Annotated in this window: 20 protein-coding genes; 10 read left to right on the plus strand and 10 right to left on the minus strand. The window is 74.1% G+C overall.

Going from position 1 to position 20338, the window contains the following annotated elements:
* Positions 1-7: 7 nt before the first annotated feature.
* On the plus strand, positions 8-2902 hold the full coding sequence (locus tag FHL79_RS09260; protein WP_138758314.1) for a vitamin B12-dependent ribonucleotide reductase: 2895 nt from the start codon (positions 8-10) through the stop codon (positions 2900-2902).
* Between the two features lie 204 nt (positions 2903-3106).
* Here the strand turns inward: FHL79_RS09260 and FHL79_RS09265 are convergent, their stop codons facing one another.
* Entirely contained in the window at positions 3107-3439 is a 333-nt protein-coding gene (locus FHL79_RS09265; protein WP_138758315.1) for a GYD domain-containing protein, read from the minus strand.
* A 404-nt stretch (positions 3440-3843) separates the two neighbouring features.
* On the opposite strand from FHL79_RS09265, the gene FHL79_RS09270 reads away from it, so the two are divergent.
* Complete coding sequence (locus FHL79_RS09270; RefSeq protein ID WP_138758316.1) at positions 3844-4602, plus strand: B3/B4 domain-containing protein; 759 nt, start codon at positions 3844-3846, stop codon at positions 4600-4602.
* A gap of 82 nt (positions 4603-4684) precedes the next feature.
* On the opposite strand, the gene FHL79_RS09275 is transcribed toward FHL79_RS09270, so the two are convergent.
* A complete protein-coding gene (locus FHL79_RS09275) occupies positions 4685-5173 on the minus strand; it encodes a winged helix-turn-helix transcriptional regulator (protein ID WP_138758317.1) in 489 nt (162 codons plus the stop codon).
* A 113-nt stretch (positions 5174-5286) separates the two neighbouring features.
* Here FHL79_RS09275 and FHL79_RS09280 point away from each other — a divergent pair, with 113 nt between their 5' ends.
* The gene (locus FHL79_RS09280; protein ID WP_138758318.1) at positions 5287-5775 is read left to right on the plus strand and encodes an SRPBCC family protein; all 489 of its coding nucleotides are present in this window, start codon (positions 5287-5289) and stop codon (positions 5773-5775) included.
* A 78-nt stretch (positions 5776-5853) separates the two neighbouring features.
* Here FHL79_RS09280 and FHL79_RS09285 read toward each other — a convergent pair whose 3' ends face one another.
* On the minus strand, positions 5854-6609 hold the full coding sequence (locus FHL79_RS09285; protein WP_138758319.1) for a DUF4389 domain-containing protein: 756 nt from the start codon (positions 6607-6609) through the stop codon (positions 5854-5856).
* Positions 6610-6865: 256 nt separating this feature from the next.
* On the opposite strand from FHL79_RS09285, the gene FHL79_RS09290 reads away from it, so the two are divergent.
* Complete coding sequence (locus tag FHL79_RS09290; protein WP_138758320.1) at positions 6866-7699, plus strand: DUF817 domain-containing protein; 834 nt, start codon at positions 6866-6868, stop codon at positions 7697-7699.
* Positions 7700-7703: 4 nt separating this feature from the next.
* Here FHL79_RS09290 and FHL79_RS09295 read toward each other — a convergent pair whose 3' ends face one another.
* The gene (locus tag FHL79_RS09295; protein WP_138758321.1) at positions 7704-8093 is read right to left on the minus strand and encodes a VOC family protein; all 390 of its coding nucleotides are present in this window, start codon (positions 8091-8093) and stop codon (positions 7704-7706) included.
* 75 nt (positions 8094-8168) lie between these two features.
* On the opposite strand from FHL79_RS09295, the gene FHL79_RS09300 reads away from it, so the two are divergent.
* Together FHL79_RS09300 and FHL79_RS09305 are read left to right on the plus strand one after the other, a co-directional pair.
* Complete coding sequence (locus FHL79_RS09300) at positions 8169-8759, plus strand: hypothetical protein (RefSeq protein WP_138758322.1); 591 nt, start codon at positions 8169-8171, stop codon at positions 8757-8759.
* A 114-nt stretch (positions 8760-8873) separates the two neighbouring features.
* Positions 8874-9587 (plus strand): hypothetical protein, encoded by a 714-nt coding sequence (locus tag FHL79_RS09305; RefSeq protein ID WP_138758323.1) that lies wholly within the window; start codon positions 8874-8876, stop codon positions 9585-9587.
* Here FHL79_RS09305 and FHL79_RS09310 read toward each other — a convergent pair.
* Together FHL79_RS09310 and FHL79_RS09315 are read right to left on the minus strand one after the other, a co-directional pair.
* Positions 9577-10527 (minus strand): S1C family serine protease, encoded by a 951-nt coding sequence (locus FHL79_RS09310; protein ID WP_138758324.1) that lies wholly within the window; start codon positions 10525-10527, stop codon positions 9577-9579. The two genes, FHL79_RS09305 and FHL79_RS09310, sit on opposite strands and share 11 nt — an antisense overlap.
* Positions 10528-10618: 91 nt before the next feature.
* Positions 10619-11146, minus strand: coding sequence for a DinB family protein (locus FHL79_RS09315; RefSeq protein WP_138758325.1), 528 nt, complete (start codon positions 11144-11146; stop codon positions 10619-10621).
* Positions 11147-11236: 90 nt separating this feature from the next.
* Between FHL79_RS09315 and FHL79_RS09320 the strand changes: the two genes are divergently transcribed.
* The gene (locus tag FHL79_RS09320) at positions 11237-12238 is read left to right on the plus strand and encodes a helix-turn-helix transcriptional regulator (RefSeq protein WP_138758326.1); all 1002 of its coding nucleotides are present in this window, start codon (positions 11237-11239) and stop codon (positions 12236-12238) included.
* Between the two features lie 45 nt (positions 12239-12283).
* On the plus strand, positions 12284-13195 hold the full coding sequence (locus FHL79_RS09325) for a hypothetical protein (RefSeq protein WP_138758327.1): 912 nt from the start codon (positions 12284-12286) through the stop codon (positions 13193-13195).
* Between the two features lie 7 nt (positions 13196-13202).
* Here FHL79_RS09325 and FHL79_RS09330 read toward each other — a convergent pair whose 3' ends face one another.
* The gene (locus FHL79_RS09330) at positions 13203-14186 is read right to left on the minus strand and encodes a GGDEF domain-containing protein (RefSeq protein WP_138758328.1); all 984 of its coding nucleotides are present in this window, start codon (positions 14184-14186) and stop codon (positions 13203-13205) included.
* A 139-nt stretch (positions 14187-14325) separates the two neighbouring features.
* Between FHL79_RS09330 and FHL79_RS09335 the strand changes: the two genes are divergently transcribed.
* On the plus strand, positions 14326-15786 hold the full coding sequence (locus tag FHL79_RS09335) for a benzaldehyde dehydrogenase (RefSeq protein WP_138758329.1): 1461 nt from the start codon (positions 14326-14328) through the stop codon (positions 15784-15786).
* A gap of 64 nt (positions 15787-15850) precedes the next feature.
* Here the strand turns inward: FHL79_RS09335 and FHL79_RS09340 are convergent, their stop codons facing one another.
* Positions 15851-17254 (minus strand): NAD(P)/FAD-dependent oxidoreductase, encoded by a 1404-nt coding sequence (locus FHL79_RS09340; protein WP_138758330.1) that lies wholly within the window; start codon positions 17252-17254, stop codon positions 15851-15853.
* Positions 17255-17337: 83 nt separating this feature from the next.
* On the opposite strand from FHL79_RS09340, the gene FHL79_RS09345 reads away from it, so the two are divergent.
* Positions 17338-18024, plus strand: coding sequence for an alpha/beta fold hydrolase (locus FHL79_RS09345; RefSeq protein WP_171058091.1), 687 nt, complete (start codon positions 17338-17340; stop codon positions 18022-18024).
* A 44-nt stretch (positions 18025-18068) separates the two neighbouring features.
* Here the strand turns inward: FHL79_RS09345 and FHL79_RS09350 are convergent, their stop codons facing one another.
* Both FHL79_RS09350 and FHL79_RS09355 read right to left on the minus strand, forming a co-directional pair.
* Positions 18069-18671, minus strand: coding sequence for a hypothetical protein (locus FHL79_RS09350; RefSeq protein ID WP_138758332.1), 603 nt, complete (start codon positions 18669-18671; stop codon positions 18069-18071).
* A gap of 154 nt (positions 18672-18825) precedes the next feature.
* A partial coding sequence (locus FHL79_RS09355) for a DEAD/DEAH box helicase (protein ID WP_246080557.1) occupies positions 18826-20338 on the minus strand: 1513 nt, incomplete at its 5' end.

Genomic DNA, 20338 nt, shown 5'->3' on the forward strand with positions numbered 1-20338 from the left:
GCACGCCTTGACCGAGACAGCCGATCGCCTCTCACCCAGCCGGAACCGTCGCACCGGCGGTGCCGGCAAGGCCCCGACCCGCGGGAAGGGCCTCAAGGTCAAGCGCGTCTTCACCACGGCGGGGGTGCACCCCTACGACGAGGTCGTCTGGGAGCGCCGCGACGTCGTCATGACCAACTGGCGGGACGGCTCGATCAACTTCGAGCAGCGCGGCGTGGAGTTCCCGTCGGAGTGGAGCATCAACGCCACCAACATCGTCACCACGAAGTACTTCCGTGGTGCGGTGGGCAGCCCGCAGCGGGAGACCAGCCTGCGTCAGCTCATCGACCGCGTGGTCCTCACCTACGGCGCGGCCGGCCGTGAGCACGACTACTTCGCCTCCGAGGCCGACGCCGAGGTCTTCGAGCACGAGCTGACCTGGATGCTGATGCACCAGGTGTTCAGCTTCAACTCCCCGGTCTGGTTCAACGTCGGCACCGCCTCGCCGCAGCAGGTCAGCGCCTGCTTCATCCTCGCCGTCGACGACACGATGGACTCGATCCTGAACTGGTACCGCGAGGAGGGGCTGATCTTCAAGGGCGGCTCGGGCGCCGGGCTGAACCTCTCCCGCATCCGCTCCTCCAAGGAGCTGCTCTCCTCCGGCGGCACGGCCTCCGGTCCGGTCTCCTTCATGCGCGGTGCCGACGCCTCGGCCGGCACCATCAAGTCCGGTGGCGCCACCCGCCGCGCGGCCAAGATGGTCGTCCTCGACATCGACCACCCCGACATCGAGGAGTTCATCGAGACCAAGGCGCGCGAGGAGGACAAGATCCGCGCGCTGCGCGACGCCGGGTACGACATGGACCTCGGCGGCAAGGACATCACCAGCGTCCAGTACCAGAACGCCAACAACTCGGTCCGGGTGAACGACGAGTTCATGCGTGCGGTCGAGAACGGCACCGGGTTCGGGCTGCGCGCCCGCTCCGACGGTTCGGTGATCGAGACCGTCGACGCCCGTGAGTTGTTCGGCAAGGTGACGAAGGCGGCCTGGGAGTGCGCCGACCCGGGCATCCAGTACGACGACACGATCAACGACTGGCACACCAACCCGGAGACGGGTCGGATCAACGCCTCGAACCCGTGCTCGGAGTACATGAGCCTGGACAACAGCTCGTGCAACCTGGCGTCGCTGAACCTCATGAAGTTCCTCAAGGACGACGGCACGTTCGACTCGAAGACCTTCGTGAGGTCCGTCGAGCTGATCATCACCGCGATGGACATCTCGATCTGCTTCGCCGACTTCCCGACCGACCCGATCGGTGACACCACCCGCGCCTACCGGCAGCTCGGCATCGGCTACGCCAACCTCGGCGCGATGCTGATGGCCACCGGGCACGCCTACGACTCCCGTGGTGGCCAGTCGCTGGCCGCGGCGATCACCTCGCTGATGACCGGCACCGCCTACCGTCGCTCGGCCGAGCTGGCCGGCGTCGTCGGTGCCTACGACGGGTTCGCCCGCAACGCCGACGCCCACGCCCGGGTCATGCGCAAGCACGCCGCGGCCAACGACGCGATCCGCCCGGTCGGCGCCGACGACGCCGACGTGCTCAAGGCCGCCACCGCGCAGTGGCAGGAGTGCCTGGCGATCGGCGCGGAGAACGGCTGGCGCAACGCGCAGGCCTCCGTGCTGGCCCCCACCGGCACCATCGGCTTCATGATGGACTGCGACACGACCGGCATCGAGCCGGACTTTTCGCTGGTCAAGTTCAAGAAGCTGGTCGGTGGCGGCTCGATGCAGATCGTCAACCAGACGGTCCCGCGGGCGCTGAAGAGCCTGGGCTACCAGGACGAGCAGGTCGAGGCGATCGTCGAGTACATCGCCGAGCACGGGCACGTCGTCGACGCCCCCAGCCTGCGTCCCGAGCACTACGAGGTCTTCGACTGCGCGATGGGCGAGCGGTCCATCTCGCCGATGGGCCACGTGCGGATGATGGCGGCGGTCCAGCCGTTCATCTCCGGTGCGATCAGCAAGACGGTCAACATGCCGGAGTCGGCGACCGTCGAGGAGGTCGCGGACATCTACTTCCAGGGCTGGAAGATGGGCATCAAGGCCCTGGCCATCTACCGCGACAACTGCAAGGTCGGCCAGCCGCTGTCCGGTGGCAAGGGCAAGAACGACGGCACCAAGGCCGGGGTCGTGGCCGAGGTCGTGCCGACCACCGCGCTCGCCCACCCGGTGCGCAAGCGGCTGCCGAAGAAGCGGACCAGTGTCACCACGTCCTTCAGCGTCGCCGGCGCCGAGGGCTACATGACCGCCGGCATGTACGAGGACGGCAGCCTCGGCGAGGTCTTCCTCAAGCTGGGCAAGCAGGGCTCGACCCTGGCCGGTGTGATGGACGCCTTCTCGATCGGGATCTCCCTGGCGCTGCAGCACGGGGTGCCGCTGGAGACCTACATCCAGAAGTTCACCAACATGCGGTTCGAGCCGGCCGGCATGACCGACGACCCGGACATCCGGATCGCCCAGTCAGTGATGGACTACATCTTCCGTCGCCTGGCGCTGGACCACCTGCCGGTCGACACGCGGGCAGGCCTCGGCATCTTCAGCGCCGAGGAGCGGGCCGCCCAGGTCTCCGGCTCGTACGGCTCGTCCGCCTCGACCCCCGCGGTCGTCGAGGAGGAGGACGTCGACCTGGTGCAGCTGCGTGGCTCGGCGCCGATCGAGACGGCCAAGGTGGAGGAGAAGGTCACCCCGGCCGGTCCGAAGTCGGTCAAGGAGGCCCACTCCTCGGCCGAGCTGCTCGAGCTGGTCACCGGGACGGCCACCGACGCGCCGCTGTGCATGACCTGCGGCACGAAGATGCGCCCGGCCGGCAGCTGCTACGTCTGCGAGGGTTGCGGCTCCACCAGCGGCTGCAGCTGATGACGAGGCTCGCCGAGATGTTCTGCGGTTCATCGCGGGACGTCCCGGCGGGCTCGCCGAGACGTCACAGCGACGTGCGGTGACCTCGGGGATCACGCTCGCCTGACGGCGGAACCTCGGCGTACCGCTCTCCAGCCGCCCCGGCCGCCTCGTGCGGCCGGGGCGGTGTGCTCGTCCTGCCGAAGGGGAGGCGACCGACGGCGGTCAGGTGCCTGGAGCGCGGAAGACGGCGCGCCCGCTCCGCACCTTGCCCAGGACGGACTGCAGCTCGTCCTCGTCGAACAACTGGTGGGTGCCCAGGCTGCGGACCGTCCCGGTGCTGGCCGAGGTGAGCGTCACGGCGGCGGCGGTCTGGGCGTCCGGTGCCTCCAGGATGACCATGCCGTCCGCCTCGCCGAGCATCCAGTACAGTGCCTCCAGCCGGGCGCCGACCGCCTCCGCCGATGCCCGCACGGCGGCCGTGCGGTCACCCGGCTGATCGACCAGGCGGCCCCAGGTCTCAGGGCTGTAGGCGAAGAAGATGACGAACCTGGGCATCGGACCACCTCGTCGTGAGTCGTGGAGCCACCGATTCCAACAGCGGGTGCGGCCGGGCGGCCGGTCCGCTCGCGTGGGATCCGTGGCACGCTGCCGCCCGGGACGCGGTGCGACCCCCTCAGCGCTGTCCGCAGTCGCACGCGGGCTGCGAGGTGGCGCCGCCGGCCGGCCGGGCGGGCGGCCCGCCAGCAGGGGTCACCGACCGAACCGGAGGTGGCTCATGTCGGCGTGAATCCGCGACCGCCAGCGGTCGCCGGCAGCCGCGCCGTCCGCCAGGAGTCCGCGCAGGCCGGTGTAGCTGTCCCGGCTCGTGGTTCCCGCGGACGCCGCCCGCCAGCCGCGTCTCCACCCGCCTGCCCGATTCGCCCCCACCGAGTTCCAGCCCCAGATCAGCGAGGCCGCAGATGACCAGCTCCCAGAACTCCGTCACCCGCTCCGAGGCGGAGGAGTGGCTGGCCGGCGCCTCGGTCGACGCTGCGGTGTCAGCCCTGCGGCCGGACTACCGGGCGCTGCTGCTGACCGCCGACGGCCTCCGCGGCGGGCCGAGTGACGAGACGAGCGAGCGCTTCCTTGCCGCCGCAGAGGACACCGCTCGCCGTGTGCTCGCCGGGCAGCCGCCGGAGCAGCTGCCGCACCCGGCCGCCTGGCGGGAGGCCTACCGGGCCTTCGGCGCCAAGCCGCAGCGGACGCGCCCGAGCGTGGAGGCGCTGCTGCGCCGCGTCGAGCCGGACGGGCTGCCGCGCATCGACCGGATCACCGACGTCTACAACGCCGTCTCGATCGGCCACCTGCTGCCGATCGGCGGTGAGGACCGCGCCGCCTACGCCGGACCGCCACGGCTGGTCCGCGCCGAGGGCAGCGAGCCCTTCGACACCACCGCCGGCGGCGAGCCCGTCGTCGAGCCCCCCGAACCGGGCGAGGTCGTCTGGTGCGACCAGATCGGCGTCACCTGCCGCCGCTGGAACTGGCGGCAGGGGACGCGCACCCGCATCACCACCGACACCAGCAGTGCCGTCTTCATCCTCGACGCCCTGGATCCGCTCACCGACGACGAGCTGCACGCTGCGGCCGACGCCCTCACCGACGGTCTGCTCGGGCTCAGCCCGGACGCCGTCGTCCACCGGCGGCTGATCGGCGCCGCCGACCGTACGACGGGGAGCTGACCGTCGTCACCACGTACCCGGGGACCGGGCCTCTGGCCTGACGGCCCTCAGGGCCATGGTGGCCAACATGGCCCTGAAGGGGTCAGGCGCTGCGGCCGCGGCGCCGGGCCTCGACGTACCCGTCGGGCATGCCCGGGCCCGGCAGGGCCTGCACGTCGTCCGGGTCGTGCGCTCCGCACCGCGTGCAGACGCTGTGCGACTCGACGGCGCCGCCGCACTCGGCGTGCGTGTAGAGGATGGGCGGCTCGCCCGCGCCGGCCCACCGGTCACCCCACTGCGTGAGCGCGACGATCGACGCGGACAGGTCGCGGCCCATCGGGGTCAGCACGTAGTCGAACTGCTCGGGCTGGTCGGCGTACCGCCGCCGCTCCATCAGCCCTGCGCCGACGAAGGCGTCGAGCCGCGCCGCCAGCACGTTGGGTGCGATGCCCAGCCCCCGCTGGAAGTCGCTGAACCGGGTCACGCCGGCGAACAGCGCGTCCCGGACGATCAGCAGGCTCCAGCGTTCGCCCACCACCTCCAGGGCGCGGGCCATCGAGCACACCTCACGGTCGTACGTCTTCCCGAGCATGCAAGGAGAGTACTTGCTTCACGCTAGCGCGAGCGCTAGCGTGACTTGCGTCATGAAAGTACGGACGTCGATCCGGTGATGGCCGGACGGCGCGGCCGAGAGGTGCACCCAGCATGGACACGAGCCTCAGCTATACCTTCACCGTCGAGCAGACCCCGGAGCAGGCCTTCGCCGCGATCACCGACGTCCGCGCCTGGTGGTCCGGGACGATCACCGGCCCGACCGACGTGCTCGGCGCGACGTTCAGCTACACCGTCCCGGACATCCACTGGTCGGAGTTCCGGATCACCGAGCTGGTGCCGGGCCGCCGGGTGGCCTGGCTGGTGACCGACAGCTTCCTGAGCTTCCCGGAGGACAAGGAGGAGTGGACGGGGACCACGGTCGTCTTCGACATCACCGAGCGCGACGGGCGGACCGAGGTGCGGTTCACCCACGAGGGGCTGCGCCCGCAGGACGAGTGCTACGACGTGTGCTCCCGCGCCTGGGGCGAGTACGTCACCGGCAGCCTCCGTGACCTCATCGTCGCCGGGACCGGCCGGCCCAACTCGTTCGAGGGGCCGGACGCACTGGCGGCGGCACAGACCGGCGCAGCCTTCGGCTGACCCACCCTGCCGGGGAGTCGCCGCGACCGACCCGGACGGGCAGCCGGTGCTGCCCGGCTGGGTCGGTCCCGACAGGCCTCAGCTCGGGGTGTGGACCGGCGGCGGTGAGACGGGGGACCCGCTGGGAGCCGGCGGCACCGGGACGGCGGGTGTGCCACCCGGGTCGTCGCCACCCAGGTCGAGCCGGAACGGCGGGTATCGGTCGGTCATCAGCCCCACGTAGGCGGCGACCCGGAGCGCCCACCGGTCCATGCCCATGACGAAGTCGTACAGCGGCCGCGGGTAGCGGCCGGTGAACAGCACCAGGATCGCGGCGATGAAGACGAGCAGCCCGACCAGGCCGGTACCAGCGCTCCAGCTGTCGTCCCAGCCGTCGTCCGATCCGCGGGTGCCCAGCCACAGCCCGCCGCCGAGGAAGATCGCCAGCACGAGGTAGTGCGGGATGGCCAGGACCCACCACTTGACCAGGACCAGCCCCCGGGACAGCCGCTCCGGGTAGGGGACGGTCAGGTGGGCCGGGTAGTCGGGCACCTCGACGAGGGTGAAGGGCGGATAGCGGTCGGTGCCCAGTGCGCCGTAGCCGTAGTAGTGCACGCGCCAGCTCCACCGCAGCACACCGACGTTGAACTCGAACAGGTCCCGCGGGTAGCGGCCGGTCACCAGGATGGCGAAGAAGGCGACCACGCTGACCACCATGAACCCGAGCCACAGGAAGAACAGCACGATGGCGTGCGGCAGGAGCAGCAGCCACTTGACCAGCCACAGCCACCGTGAGGGTGCTGGGTCCAAGGTCGCGTCCACGCGGACGGGGTAGGGAGTGCGGTTCTCGGTCACTCCGGCCTCCTCGAGGCGGAGGTCCGCGCCAGGCGGACAGGAGGCGGAGGGCACCCGGCGCAGCTCCCCGTCCAGCGCGCCGGGGCCTCCGCACCAGGACGGACGTCCTCGGCGCTGGACGACGCTTCTCCCGCCGCCGGTGGTCGTCAAGGGGGCCGTGCGCCGCGTGACCTCGACGTCAGCGGGGGTGCACCGCCCGCACGACGTGCAGCTCGGCCTACCCGGTGCCGCGGTCGCCGTCACCTAGCCTCGTCGCGTGCGACAGCTGCTCCGGTTCGCCTGGCTCGAGGCGCAGTGCTGCCTGTTCGCCGTGCTGTTCTTCCTCGGCCTGGCACTCGTCCGGGTCCTGCCGCTCCCGGTCGACCCGGCGGACGCGCTGCTGGGCTGGTGCCTGGCCGTGACGCTGGTGCTGTGGCTGGTCGGCTGGGAGACCGGCCGCGAGGTCGCCGTGATCTTCGGCTTCCACCTCATCGGCCTGGCGCTCGAGCTGTTCAAGGTGCGGCAGGGCTCGTGGTCCTATCCCGACACCGGACACGTGGCGATCGGCGGCGTCCCGCTCTACAGCGGGTTCATGTACGCCGCGGTCGGCAGCTACGTCTGCCAGGCCTGGCGCCGGTTCGACCTGCGGATCACCGGCTACCGGCCGCGCGCCACCGCCGGGGTGGCCGGCCTGGTCTACCTCAACTTCTTCACCTCGCACGTCACCTGGGACGTGCGGCTGCCGCTGGCCGTCGCCCTGCTGGTCGTCACCCGGCGCACCTGGGTGCACTTCACCGTCGGCCGACGTCGGTACGCGATGCCGCTCGCGCTGTCCTTCGGCCTGATCGGCTTCTTCCTCTGGGTCGCCGAGAACGCCGCCACCTGGCTGCGCGCCTGGCAGTACCCGTCCCAGGAGTCGGTGTGGACGCTGGTGCACGCGGCCAAGCTCGGCTCGTGGTCGCTGCTCGTCGTCGTCAGCATCGTGCTGGTCGCCGCGGTGAAGTCCCGCGAGGGCCGGCTCTACGGCGACGCCGGCGACCTCACGGTCCAGCGGGCGTACGACGCGCCACCGGAGCCGGTGGCACGGCGCGAGCGCACGCCGGTGCGCTGAGCGGTCAGACCTGCGTGGCGCAGAACGGGTGGCCCACCGGGTCGGCGTAGACCCGGAACAGGTCCTCGGGGTGCCCCTCCTCCGCCGGGGACCCGGTCAGCGGCCGGGCGCCGCAGGCCAGCAGGTGCGCGTGCCCGGCTGCCAGGTCGGGCACGGCGACGTCCAGGTGCACCCGGGCGCCGGCCGGCCACGGCGGCACGGCCGCGGGGGAGCGCTGGAAGGCCAGCCGGGTGCCGCCGTCCGGTGGGAGGAGCACCAGCCACTCGTCGCCGTCCGGGTCGTCGAGCTCGTGACCTGGCGCGTACGCCCAGCCGAGGGCCTGGCGGTAGAACTCGGCCAGCGCGCGGGGCTCCGGGCAGTCCAGGGTGAGCTCGAGCAGCGCCAGGGGTCCCATGGCCGGCGACCGTAACGCGGCCCACGGCCGCCGGGACCTCGACGGCAGGTGCCCGGTGGGTGTAGATCATCGTCGATGACGATCTCGCTGGCCGGTCTGGACATGCCGGTGCTGGTACCGGCGGGCGTGCCCACCCGGTCGCTGTGTCTGCTCGCCGCCGGCCGGGGCAGCGCCGCGCCCGGCGCGCCCTCCTGGTGGGAGGACGTCAGCGTCGGCCCGGTCCCGCCGCCGGCCACGCCGGCGGAGGCGCCACCGGCCTGGTCGGTGCGCACCATCGCCCGCCGCGGCTGCCGCCCCGACGCGGACGGCGGCTGGACCGTCGACGGCAGCCTGCGCGCCATCGCCGAGACGGCGGTGACGAGCATGCTGCTCAAGCTCATCCCGCACACCGCCTCGGCCGAGGACACCCTGCGGTGGACCCAGCAGGCCGGCGCGACCGGCCGGTCGGTCGCCGCCCGGCTGGACGACGTCCGGACCTGGCCGCGCACCACCATGGACGTCGACGGCCACCCGTTCGTGCTCTGGCTGCACCAGCGCGCCGAGGGGTTCGCCGGCGTCGCCGACCTCGGCGCCTGCCGGGTGGTGCTGCACGGCCGGCGACCGCCTCCGGCCTGGCGGTTCACCCTGCTGTCCGCCTCGACGGCGCGGACGGCGCTGACCGCCTGACCTCTTCCCCTCCCCGCCGGTGGATGGGACGCTCCCGGCCCACGACCCCGTCCGAGGAGCCCGGTGTCGTCTGCTCGCGAGCATCGTCGGAGGCGGCGCGTCACCGGTGTCCTGGTGGTCGCCGCCGTCCTGACCACCTCGGGGTGCGGCTTCCTCGACGCGGTGGCGCACCCCGCCGCGGCTCCGGTGTCCGCCAGGAGCAGCGCGGACAGCAGCGTCGCGTCGGCACCGCCACCGCCGCCCGTCCGGTACCCGGTCCCGCTGGTGGCGGCCACCCTCACCGGGGCCGGCTCCGGTGCTGCGTTGACCGTGTCCGCCGACCAGGTGCGGACCGGGATCGGGCCGTCGATCCCGCAGGTGGCCGACGACTGCGGCCTGGACCTCGCGTCGGTGCAGACCGTGCCGGTGGTCTTCGCCTCCACCACCTCGGCGCGGGTGACCGACGGCCTCGCCGCGCACCTCACCGTGACCCCGGGCCCGGCCACCCCGGCCGACATCGGTGCGGTCGGGGTCTTCTTCGAGCCGGTGACGGCGGACGAGGTCTACTGCCCCGACGCGCCGTCCCTGCCGGCGACCGGCTCCTTCCACGCGCGCGGCACGAACCGGGTCACCGGGTACGTCGTGCTCGACCACGCGGTCACCGCGGCCACCCCGCAGGGCCGGGACGACGTGCTCGCGACGCTGCAGCTGCGCATCTCCTCGCTGCGTCTGCGCTCGGACACCGGGGCCGAGCAGCCGCTGGCGGTGGGTGCGGTCACGACCGGCGCCGTGTGCGCCGACGACCCCGACGCGCTGTGCGTGCCGCTGGGCCGACCGGTCAGCCGGTGAGCTCGCTGGGGACGGTGATGACGTCCACCATCGCGCCCCGGCGGACGACGGTCACCGGCAGCGGCCGGCCGATCGCCTCGGCGAAGAGCAGCCGCTGCAGGCTCTGTGCGGAGGCCACCGGCGCCCGGCCGGCCTCCAGCACCAGGTCGCCGGCCATGAGCCCGGACCGGTCGGCCGGGGAGCCGGCGATGACGTCGAGCACCTGCAGCCCGCGCCGCTGGCCGGTCCGGGTGACGAGGTCGACCGGCAGCGGGACCGGGCTGCTGACCAGCCCCAGGTAGGCGCGGCGCACCCGCCCGTCGCGCAGCAGCGTCTCCACGATCCGCCGGCTGGTGTCGTTGATCGGCACGGCCAGCCCGAGGCCCCAGCCGGCCACCGCGGTGTTGATCCCGACCACCCGGCCGCGGGCGTCGGCCAGTGCGCCGCCGGAGTTGCCCGGGTTCAGCGCTGCGTCGGTCTGGATCACGTCCTCGACCACCCGCGCGGTCCGCCCGTCGCGGGTCGGCAGCGAGCGGCCCAGCGCGCTCACCACCCCGGCGGTGACCGAGCCGGCCAGCCCGAACGGGTTGCCCACCGCCACCACCAGCTGACCGACCTGAAGCGTCGCGGCGTCGCCGAGCACCGCCGGCGGGGGCGTGACGCCGCGGGCGCGGACCACGGCCAGGTCGGACAGCGGGTCCGCGCCCACCACGTCGACCGGCGCCTCCGAGCCGTCGCTGAACACCGCCCGCCCGCCGGTCGAGCGGGCGACGACGTGCGCGTTGGTCAGCAGCAGCCCGTCGTCGCTGACGACGACGCCCGAGCCGGCGCCGCCCCGGCCGCCGGGCCCGCTGACCTCCAGCGCCGCGACGTGCGGCGCCATCTCCGCGGCCACCGTGGTGACCACCCGCGAGTAGGCGTCCAGCGCCGGCTCCGGGTCGTGCCCGTCCGCGAGGCTCATCCCGACCTCCACTGAGTGATTACTTGTGATCAGTAGACGCCCGTGCGGGCCGGTGCGGGGGACTGCGGGTCACGCCAGGAGCGAACAGCGGTCAGCCCATCGTCTTCTGGCCGTCGATCGACTCCCGCAGGACGTCCGCGTGCCCGGCGTGCTGGGCGGTCTCGGCGATCACGTGCAGGAACACCCGGCGGGCCGAGCGGGTGGCACCCGGGGTGAACCACGGCGCCTCGGGCAGCGGGTGGGCGGCGTCCAGGTCGGGGAGCGTGCGCACCAGCTCGTCGGTGCGCTCCGCCACCTCGGCGTACTCGGCCAGCAGCCCGGCCAGGGTCTCGGTCGGCAGCATCACGAACTCCGAGCCCCAGTCGGCTGCGGTCGACTCGTCGAACACGGGAAACGCCGCCGGGCCGGAGACGGCGAACTCCGCCCACATCCGCTCGGTGGCGGTGACGTGCTTGACCAGCCCGCCGAGGGTCAGCTCGCTCGCGGTCGGGCGGAGCCGGGCCTGCTCCTCGCTCAGCCCGCGCACGGTGTACGTCAGGAACCAGCGGTGGCCGGTCAGCGCGTCGAGCAGGTCGGCCCGCTCGCCGGTGGTCGTGGTGGTCGCCTCGGTGGTGGTCATCGGTCTGCCTCTCGTCGGTTGGTCCGGTGAGGACGACGCTACGGGCGATCGGTGCCAGATCCTGACCGCAATACGGCAGACTCTGGCGTCATGACCGACCCGACCGCCCGTGCTCTCCGGCTGCTCTCGCTGATGCAGGGCCGCCGGGACTGGGCCGGCGCGGACCTCGCCGCTCGGCTCGACGTCTCGCTCCGCACGCTGCGCCGCGACGTCGAGCGGCTCCGTGAGCTCGGCTACCCGGTCGAGGCCCAGCCCGGGGTCGACGGCGGCTACCGGCTGGCCGCCGGGGCGGCCCTGCCGCCGCTGGTCCTGGACGACGACGAGGCGGTGGCCCTCACCGTCGGCCTGCAGGCCGCCGCGGCCGGGGTGGTCGCCGGGATGGCCGAGCCCTCGGTGCGGGCGCTCACCAAGGTGGTCCCGGTGCTGCCCGCCCGGCTGCGCCGCCGGGTGGACGCGCTGCGGGCCGTGACGGTGCCCGCGCCGCCGTGGTCCGACGGCGGGCCGGAGGTCGACCCGCAGGCGCTCGTCGAGGTGGCGCAGGCCTGCCGGGAGACCCGGCGGCTGGAGTTCGCCTACACCCGGGCCTCCGGGGAGTCCGGCGCGCGGCTGGTCGAGCCGCACCGCCTGGTGCCGCTCGGCCGGCGCTGGTACCTGGTCGCCTACGACCCCTCGCGCGGGGACTGGCGCAGCTTCCGGCTCGACCGGATGTCCGGCGTGCGCGGCACCGGGGCCCGGTTCGCGCCCCGGCCGCTGCCCGCCGAGGACGCCGCCGCCTTCGTCCGCGCGGGCCTGGACCAGTTCCGGGTGAGCCGGGCGGTGGAGGCGGTGGTCGAGGCGCCGGCGTCGGTGGTGCGGGACCGGGTGGGTCGCTGGGCGCAGGTCTCCGACGACGGCCCGGACCGGTGCCGGCTGCGGATGGAGACCGACTCGCTGGACTGGCCGGTGCTGGTGCTCGGCGCCGTGCGCGCGGAGTTCACCGTGGTCGCCCCGGACGAGCTGCGCGAGCGGCTGGGGGAGTGGTCGCAGCGCTTCGCCCGCGCCCTCGCCGGCGACCGGGGCGCCACGGGCTCCCGGTCCGACCCGGCGGGGTAGCGGCATGCTGCGGGGGTCCTGGACGGCCGGCGGAGAGGAGGAGCGGTGGACGACGACGCGCTGGACGGCATCGCCGAGGAGCTCTACGGCGTCCCGCCCGAGGAGTTCGTGGCGGCCCGGACCGCCGCTCGCGACCGGGTGAAGGACGAGGACAAGGAGCTGGCCAAGGCGGTCGCCGCGCTGCCGAAGCCGACGACCGCGGCCTGGGTCTGCAACCTGCTGGTCCGCCGCCGACCCGAGGAGGTCAGCCAGCTCCGCGAGGTCGGCGAGATGCTCCGCCAGGCCCAGCAGGCGTTGTCCGGACCCGAGCTCCGCCAGCTCGGCCAGCAGCGCAACCAGGTGGTCGCCGCGCTGGCCCGGCAGGCCCGTGGCCTGGCCCACGCGGAGGGCCACGACGTCAGCAGCGCCGTCGCCGAGCAGGTGGAGAGCACGCTGCGGGCCGCCGTGGTCGACCCGGACGCCGGCGAGGCACTGGCCGCCGGCCGGCTGACCACCGCGCTGAGCTACAGCGGCCTCGGGCCGGTCGACCTCAGCGGCGCCCTGGCGACGCCGGTGCGGTCGGGGCCGGTACCGCGACGGCAGGCGGAGGGGACGCCGGCCGAGGACGGCTCGGACCGACGCCGCCGCGAGGCCGACGAGCGCCGGCAGCGGGAGCTCGAGCAGGCCCGGCGCGATGCCGAGGAAGCCGCCGGGGTGGCCCGGGACACCGCGGCGGCGGCCGAGGCGGCCGAGCAGGAGCTCATCGACGCGCAGCAGCGGCGCGAGGACCTGCGCCGCCGGGCCGACCAGCTGGCTGGTGAGTTGCGCCGGGCCGAGCGGGAGGCCGCCGAGGCGGTGTCCCGCGCACAGCAGACCGAGCGCCGGCGGGACGCCGCCGTCCGCCGGTCGGAGACCGCCGCCGCGATCCGGGACCGGTCGGCCGCGCGGGTGGCCGAGTTGGAGGCCGCCGGGCAGTGACCGCCGGTCAGGCCTGCCGGCGGGCGCGCTTGCCCTCGTACAGCCGGACGTCGGCGCGCTGCAGCAGCTCGGTCAGCGAGTCGCCGCGGTGCGCGGTCGCCGTCCCCACCGACCAGCCGACCGGCAGGCCGCCGTGCAGGCGCTGCAGCACGTCTTCGGCGGCGCGGGCGTCGGTGCCGGGCAGGTAGAGCACGAACTCGTCGCCGCCGTACCGGCCCAGCAGGTCCGAGGTCCGCAGCCGGGTCCGCCACGCGCTGGCGACCTGGCGCAGCAACCGGTCCCCGGCGCCGTGCCCGTCGCGGTCGTTGACCGCCTTGAAGCCGTCCAGGTCCAGGATCGCGACGGTCAGCGGCTCGCCGGTGCGTGCCGCGCGGGCCAGGCCGCGGGTCGCCTCTGCCTCCCAGGCGCGCCGGTTGGCCACGCCGGTCAGCGGGTCGACGGAGGCCTGGGTGCGCAGCCGGCCGTTCAGCCGGGCGTGCGCCTCGGTGAGCACGAGGGCGGCGAGGACCGCGATCGCCCAGGGCAGTCCGAAGCCGGCCGGGTGGGCGGCGAGCGCGCCGAGGGTGGCCGCCCCGACGGCGAGGAGCACCTGCGCCCGGGCCGCCCGGAGGGAGAGGAAGTGGGCCGCGTAGAGGCCCGTGCAGATCAGCACCGGCCCGAGACCCACGACCCCCTGGGCGGTGGCCGACCGGGCGGCGAGCAGGGCCAGCAGCAGTGAGAACAGGGCCAGCGCGGCGTGCTGGGCCGGTACGGGCAGCCGGTCGCCGGCCGTTCCCAGCAGCGCGGCCACCGTGAGGCCGACGGCGGCCAGCACCCAGGCGAGCCCCACCGGGGTGTCCGGGCTCATCGGCCGGAGCGCGCCCACGGCGCAGAGCAGCCCGCCGGCGCCGTGCAGCAGCACGAGCAGCCCCACGTGTGGCGGCAGCCTGCTGCCCGTCGTCTCCGCGTCCATGTCACCGGGGAGATCGGCCGGGCTGCCGGGCAACGACACCGGGCGCCGGGTCCCGGCGACCCTTCGGGGTGAGCCGGAGGGGCCGGGAGCGGCGCCCGGAGGCCCTGGTCACCGGCGACCCGCGGCCACCGAGGTGGCAGGACCGGGTCAGGACTCATCGAGGAGACGAGGGGCACAGATGGCACTGCTCGAGGACGGCGCATGGCGGGGCAACGTCTGGACCGGGGCCTGGACCGACGGCAGCGGCGGCACGTACGCCGCGGTGGAGCCGGCGACCGGTGAGGAGCTCGGCGAGGTCGGCAAGGCGACCCCGGCCGACGTGGAGAAGGCCGCCGCGCGGGCGGTCGACGCGCAGCGGTCCTGGGCGGCGCTGCCGTTCGAGCAGCGCGCTGCGGTGCTCCGCCGCGCCGGGGACCTGCTGACCGCGAACACCGACGAGATCACGACCTGGCTGGCCCGCGAGTCCGGCGCCATCCAGCCCTTCGGCGACTTCCAGGTGCACACCAGCGCCCAGGAGTGCTACGAGGCCTCGGCGCTGCCCAGCCATCCCTACGGCGAGCTGCTGCGCTCGGGGTCGCCGCGGCTGTCCTTCGCCCGGCGGGTGCCGGTCGGCGTGGTCGGGGTGATCGCGCCGTTCAACGTGCCGACCATCCTGGCCATCCGGGCGATCGCCCCGGCCCTGGCGCTGGGCAACGCGGTGATCCTCAAGCCCGACCCGCGGACCGCGGTCTCCGGCGGCGCGATGTTCGCCCGCGTCTTCGAAGAGGCCGGCGTGCCGGCCGGGGTCTTCCAGGTGCTGCCCGGCGGCGCCGACGTCGGCGAGGCCCTGGTGGTCGAGCCGGCGGTGCGGGTCATCGCCTTCACCGGCTCCACCAAGGCCGGGCGCGCGGTCGGTGCGCTGGCCGGTCAGCACCTCAAGCGGGCGCACCTGGAGCTCGGCGGGAACTCAGCGCTCATCGTGATGCCCGACGTGGACGTCACCGCGGCGGCGTCGGTCGGCGCCTGGGGCACCTTCGCCCACTCCGGGCAGATCTGCATGGCGACGTCCCGGCACCTGGTGCACGCCTCGATCGCGGAGGAGTACACCGCCGTGCTGGCCGACAAGGTCAAGGACCTGCCGGTCGGCGACCCGTTCCGGGACCAGGTGGCGCTGGGACCGATCATCGACGGGGGCCAGCGCGACCGGGTGCACGGCCTGGTCACCTCCAGCGTGGAGGCCGGCGCCACGGTGCGCACCGGTGGCACCTACGAGGGGCTGTTCTACCGGCCGACGGTCCTCGGCGACGTCCCGGTGGACGCGCCTGCCTACTCCCAGGAGATCTTCGGCCCGGTGGCTCCGGTGACCCCGTGCTCCTCCGTCGACGAGGTCGCGGCGCTGGCCGCCGGCACCGAGTACGGGCTCTCGCTGGGGATCCTGACCCGCGACGTGTACGCCGGGCTGCAGCTGGCGGAGCGGATCCCGGCCGGGCTGGTGCACATCAACGACCAGACGGTCAACGACGAGGCGGTCGCGCCGTTCGGCGGCGTCGGGGCCTCGGGCACCGGCTCCCGGCACGGCGGCCCGCAGGCCAACATCGAGGCGTTCACCGAGACCCAGTGGGTCACGCTGCGCGGGGACCTGCCGACCTACCCGTTCTGAACGCGAGGAAGGCCCCGTCCCCGCAGCTGCGGGGACGGGGCCTTCCTCGTCGTGCTGAGGGACGTCAGGCGGACTCGCGCCCGGTGACGTCGACCGGCACCAGGGTGTCCTTGCGGCCGCCGGTCTTGGAGACCTCGAAGGACGAGCCGAGCTCCTCCAGAGCCAGCCGGCCGTAGACCTGCTGCTGGGTGGCGGTGCGCTGCCCGCGGCCGCGGCCCAGGAAGCTGACGCCCCAGCCCAGCGCGGTGGTGAAGCGGCTCTTGAAGCCCACGACGTAGAAGATGTGCACGACCAGCCACATCACCCAGGCGATGAAGCCGGTGAACTTCAGCGTGCCGAGGTCGGCGACCGCGGCGAACCGCGCGACCGTCGCCATGCTGCCCTTGTCGTGGTAGCGGAACTCAGCCGTCGTCGGGCGGCCGGCGATGCGGGCCTTGACGGCGTCGGCAGCGAAGCGACCGCCCTGGATGGCGACCTGGGCGACCCCGGGGAGCCGGTTCAGCGAGATCATGTCGCCGACGACGTGCACCTCGGGGTGCCCGGGGAGGGTCAGGTCGGGCTGGACGGAGACCCGGCCGGCCCGGTCGACCGCCGCGCCGGACTGCTCGCCGAGCAGCTTGCCCAGCGCGCTGGCCTGTACGCCGGCGGCCCAGATCTTGGTCGCGGAGTGGATGCGGCGCTCGTGCCCGTCGCCGTCCTTGACCACGATGCCGTCGGCGTCGACGTTGGTGACCATCGCGCCGAGCTGCACCTCGACACCGATCTCGTTCAGCCGCTTGTGCGCGTTCTGGCCGAGGGAGTCGGCGAACGGCGGCAGCACCTTCGGCGCGGCGTCGAGCAGGATCACCCGGGCGCTGGTCGGGTCGATGTTGCGGAAGTCGCGGCGCAGCGTCCGGCGGGCCAGCTCGGCGATCTGCCCGGCCATCTCGACCCCGGTGGGGCCGGCGCCGACGACGACGAAGGTCAGCAGCCGGTCGATCTCGGCCGGGTCGGTGGCCAGCTCGGCGAGCTCGAAGGCGCCGAAGATCCGGCCGCGCAGCTCGAGGGCGTCGTCGATGCTCTTCATCCCGGGGGCGTACTCGGCGAACTGGTCGTTGCCGAAGTAGGACTGCCCGGCGCCGGCGGCGACGATCAGCTCGTCGTACTCGTGCACCGTGGTGCGGCCGAGGACGACCGAGGTGACGGTGCGCGCGGCGAGGTCGATGTCGGTGACCTCACCCAGGACGACGCGGGCGTTGTCCTGCCGGGAGAGGATCTCCCGGGTGGCCGGGGCGATCTCGCCCTCGGAGAGGATGCCCGTTGCCACCTGGTAGAGCAGCGGCTGGAAGAGGTGGTGCGTGGTCTTCCCGATGAGGGTGACGTCGACAGGGGCCTTCTTGAGCCGCTGGGCGGCGAAGAGACCGCCGAACCCCGACCCGACGATGACGACCCGGGGTCGCTGTCCGGTGGGCTGGGTCGCGGTGGTCACGGTGCCTCCTGATATGTCGTCATGATGACTCATCATCCCACCGCGCTGTGGGCTGCTGCGCTCGACCTCCGCCGGGTGACGTGGTGAGCTCCACCCAGGACAGCGCTGCCGAGACCGCAGCTGTTCCCAGGATCGTGCTCGTGCCAGGGCTGGGCCTGGACGGGCGTTCCTCCGCACGGCTGCGACGGCGCAGTGGCGGGACGGTGGCCATTCTGCCCGGTATGGGGCTGCGCCGCTCCGTCGGCACGCTGCCCCAGCTGGCCGACGAGCTCCGCGCCGACCTCGGGAGCGGGCCGGTGGTGCTGGTCGGGCACTCGCAGAGCTGCCAGGTGGTGGTCGCGGTCGCCGAGCAGGACCCGCGGGTGGTCGGCCTGCTGCTGCTCGGGCCGACCACCGACCCACGGATGCGCCGGCTGACCGTGCTGGCGGCCCGCTGGGTGCGCACCGCCCTGCGCGAGCCCTGGTGGCAGCTGCCGCTGGTGCTGGCCCAGTGGCTGCACACCGGGCCGGCCGCGATGATCGTGTTGTGGCGGCGGGTCTCCGGCGACCGGACCGACGAGCGGCTGCGCCGGGTCGCCGTCCCGGTCGTCGTCGTCCGGGGTGCGCGGGACGCGCTGTGCCCGCACGACTGGGCCGTCCACCTGGCCGGCTGCGCGCCCCGGGGCCGGCTGGTCGAGCTCCCGGGAGCCGCGCACATGACCCCGCAGACCCACCCCGCCGCCGTCGCCGAGCTGATCGCCGGGCTGGTGCGCTGTCAGGCCTCCTCGTAGGGGCCCGCCGCGAGCCTGCGAGGGGTGGGGGGCGAGGGGGTCCTTCAGCTGGCGGCGACGGCCTCGCGGCGCGCCGCAGCGGCGATCCTGGCCTGCTCGGCGGCCTTGCGGGAGGCCCGCTCGCTCACCTTCGCGGCCTTGCGGGCCTGGGCCTGGCGGGCCTGCTTGGCCTTGGCCTTGGCGGCCCGGCGCTCCGCGGCGGTGCCGGCCGCGTCGGTGCGGGACTGCCGGTCGAGCAGGCCCTGGGTGAGCAGGCCGATCCCGATGCCGAGCATCCAGACGTCCTTGGAGATGGGCAGGCCCTCCTGGGTGGGGGCCACGCTCTTGCCGGGCTTGGTCATCCCCGGGGTGCGCAGGTAGAGCCCGAGCAGGCCGGAGGAGAACCCGGTGAGGGCCGCGCCGGCGACCGCGGTGGGCACGAACGGGGTCAGTAGCAGCGCGCCGATGCTGATCTCGGTGGTGGACAGCACCTTGGCGAAGGTGGCCGCGGGGACCTTCTGCAGGAACGGGTAGGTGCCGGCGGCGAAGCCGTGCAGGCCGGCGGCGGTGCCCTCGTCGGCGCCGCGCTTGCCGAGGCCGGAGTTGAGGATGAACGCGCCGGTGGCGATGCGCGGCGCGATCTCGGCGGGGGTGATGGGCAGGCGCATGGTGGACCTCACAGGCGACGGGGATGGTGCAGTGCTCAACATCATCTTTCCCGCCCGGCCGTCCCACCGCGACCGGGGGCCTGACGAACGAGAACGGGCTGGTGGTGGTCATCCGAGGGGGATGACCACCACCAGCCCGGGGTGATCGGCGAGGTCAGCGACCGGAGCGGCCGCGACCCCGGCCGGCGCCGCTGGGCGCCTGACCGGCGCGCGCGGCGAGCTCGGCGCGGGTGCGCGCCGGGCCGGACGGGCGGCCCGAGCCGCCCGAGCTGCGGCCGGAGCCGCCGGAGGACGACGCACCGGCCGGCTTGCTGCCGCCGCTGCGACGGCGGCCGCCGTTGGCGCCACCGCCGGTGCCCTGCGGCTGGGGTGCGACCACGGGTGCCGGCTCGACGAAGGGTGCCGCCGGGCCGGTCAGCGCGGTGATCTCCCGGGCGCCCGGCTTGATCGCCGAGACGTCGGGGGTGATCCCGGCCTGGCGGGCCAGGGTGCGCACCTCGGCGGCCTGGTCCGGCGTCGCGATGGTGACCACGGTGCCGCCGGCGCCGGCGCGGGCGGTCCGGCCCGAGCGGTGCAGGTAGGCCTTGTGCTCGGCCGGCGGGTCGACGTGCACCACGATCGCCACGTCGTCGACGTGGATGCCGCGGGCGGCGATGTCGGTCGCGCAGAGCACCCGGGTCTCCCCGGTGCTGAACGCCTCGAGGTTGCGCTCGCGGGCGTTCTGGCTGAGGTTGCCGTGCAGGTCGACGGCGGGCACGCCGGCGGCGGTCAGCTGCTTGGCCAGCTTCTTGGCCTGGTGCTTGGTGCGGGTGAACAGCACGCTGCGGCCCAGGCCGGAGGCGAGCTCCTTGACGATCTGGGACTTGTCCAGCGGGTCGACCCGGAACACGTGGTGGGTCATCGTCGAGACCGGTGCGACGGCCGGGTCGACCGAGTGCGTGGTCGGCCGGTCCAGGTAGCGCTTGATCAGCACGTCGACGCCGTTGTCCAGCGTGGCGGAGAACAGCAGCCGCTGACCGACCTTGGGGGTGCGGTCCAGCAGGCGCTTCACGCCGGGGAGGAAGCCCAGGTCGGCCATGTGGTCGGCCTCGTCGAGGATGGTGATCTCGACGGCGCCGAGGTCGCAGTGGCCCTGACCGATGAGGTCCTCGAGCCGGCCGGGGCAGGCGATGAGCACGTCGACGCCGGCGGCCAGCGCCTGCACCTGCGGGTTCTGGCCGACACCGCCGAAGACGACGGTCGACCGCATGCCCAGCGCGCGGGCCAGCGGGTCGACGACCGCGTTGACCTGGTTGGCCAGCTCACGGGTCGGCACCAGGATCAGCGAGCGCGGGCGCTTGGGCTGGCGCTTGCTGGTGGAGGCGGCGAGCCGGGCGACCAGCGGGAGGGAGAAGGCCAGGGTCTTGCCCGAGCCGGTGCGGCCGCGGCCGAGCACGTCGCGCCCGGCCAGCGTGTCGGGCAGCGTGGCGACCTGGATCGGGAACGGCGCGGTGATGCCGCTGGCGGTGAGCACCTCGACCAGCGGGGCCGGGACGCCGAGTGCGGCGAAGGTCGTGTCGGTGGCGACGACGGTGGCCTCGTCGCCGACCGGGACGACGGGAGCGACGGGCACGGTCTCCTCGGCGCGGGACGGGGTGCGCGGGGCGGCCTGCTGGCCCTCGGGGTGG

The sequence above is a fragment of the Modestobacter altitudinis genome (genome assembly GCF_005930475.1).
Classification (GTDB): domain Bacteria; phylum Actinomycetota; class Actinomycetes; order Mycobacteriales; family Geodermatophilaceae; genus Modestobacter; species Modestobacter altitudinis.

Coding starts and splice junctions, on each gene's coding strand:
- FHL79_RS09265 (WP_138758315.1), bottom strand. CDS start 3,439: ATGCCCAGGTTCGTCATCTTCTTCGCCTACAGCCCTGAGACCTGGGGC.
- FHL79_RS09270 (WP_138758316.1), top strand. CDS start 3,844: ATGACCAGCTCCCAGAACTCCGTCACCCGCTCCGAGGCGGAGGAGTGG.
- FHL79_RS09275 (WP_138758317.1), bottom strand. CDS start 5,173: ATGCTCGGGAAGACGTACGACCGTGAGGTGTGCTCGATGGCCCGCGCC.
- FHL79_RS09280 (WP_138758318.1), top strand. CDS start 5,287: ATGGACACGAGCCTCAGCTATACCTTCACCGTCGAGCAGACCCCGGAG.
- FHL79_RS09295 (WP_138758321.1), bottom strand. CDS start 8,093: ATGGGACCCCTGGCGCTGCTCGAGCTCACCCTGGACTGCCCGGAGCCC.
- FHL79_RS09300 (WP_138758322.1), top strand. CDS start 8,169: ATGACGATCTCGCTGGCCGGTCTGGACATGCCGGTGCTGGTACCGGCG.
- FHL79_RS09310 (WP_138758324.1), bottom strand. CDS start 10,527: ATGAGCCTCGCGGACGGGCACGACCCGGAGCCGGCGCTGGACGCCTAC.
- FHL79_RS09315 (WP_138758325.1), bottom strand. CDS start 11,146: ATGACCACCACCGAGGCGACCACCACGACCACCGGCGAGCGGGCCGAC.
- FHL79_RS09320 (WP_138758326.1), top strand. CDS start 11,237: ATGACCGACCCGACCGCCCGTGCTCTCCGGCTGCTCTCGCTGATGCAG.
- FHL79_RS09335 (WP_138758329.1), top strand. CDS start 14,326: ATGGCACTGCTCGAGGACGGCGCATGGCGGGGCAACGTCTGGACCGGG.
- FHL79_RS09350 (WP_138758332.1), bottom strand. CDS start 18,671: ATGCGCCTGCCCATCACCCCCGCCGAGATCGCGCCGCGCATCGCCACC.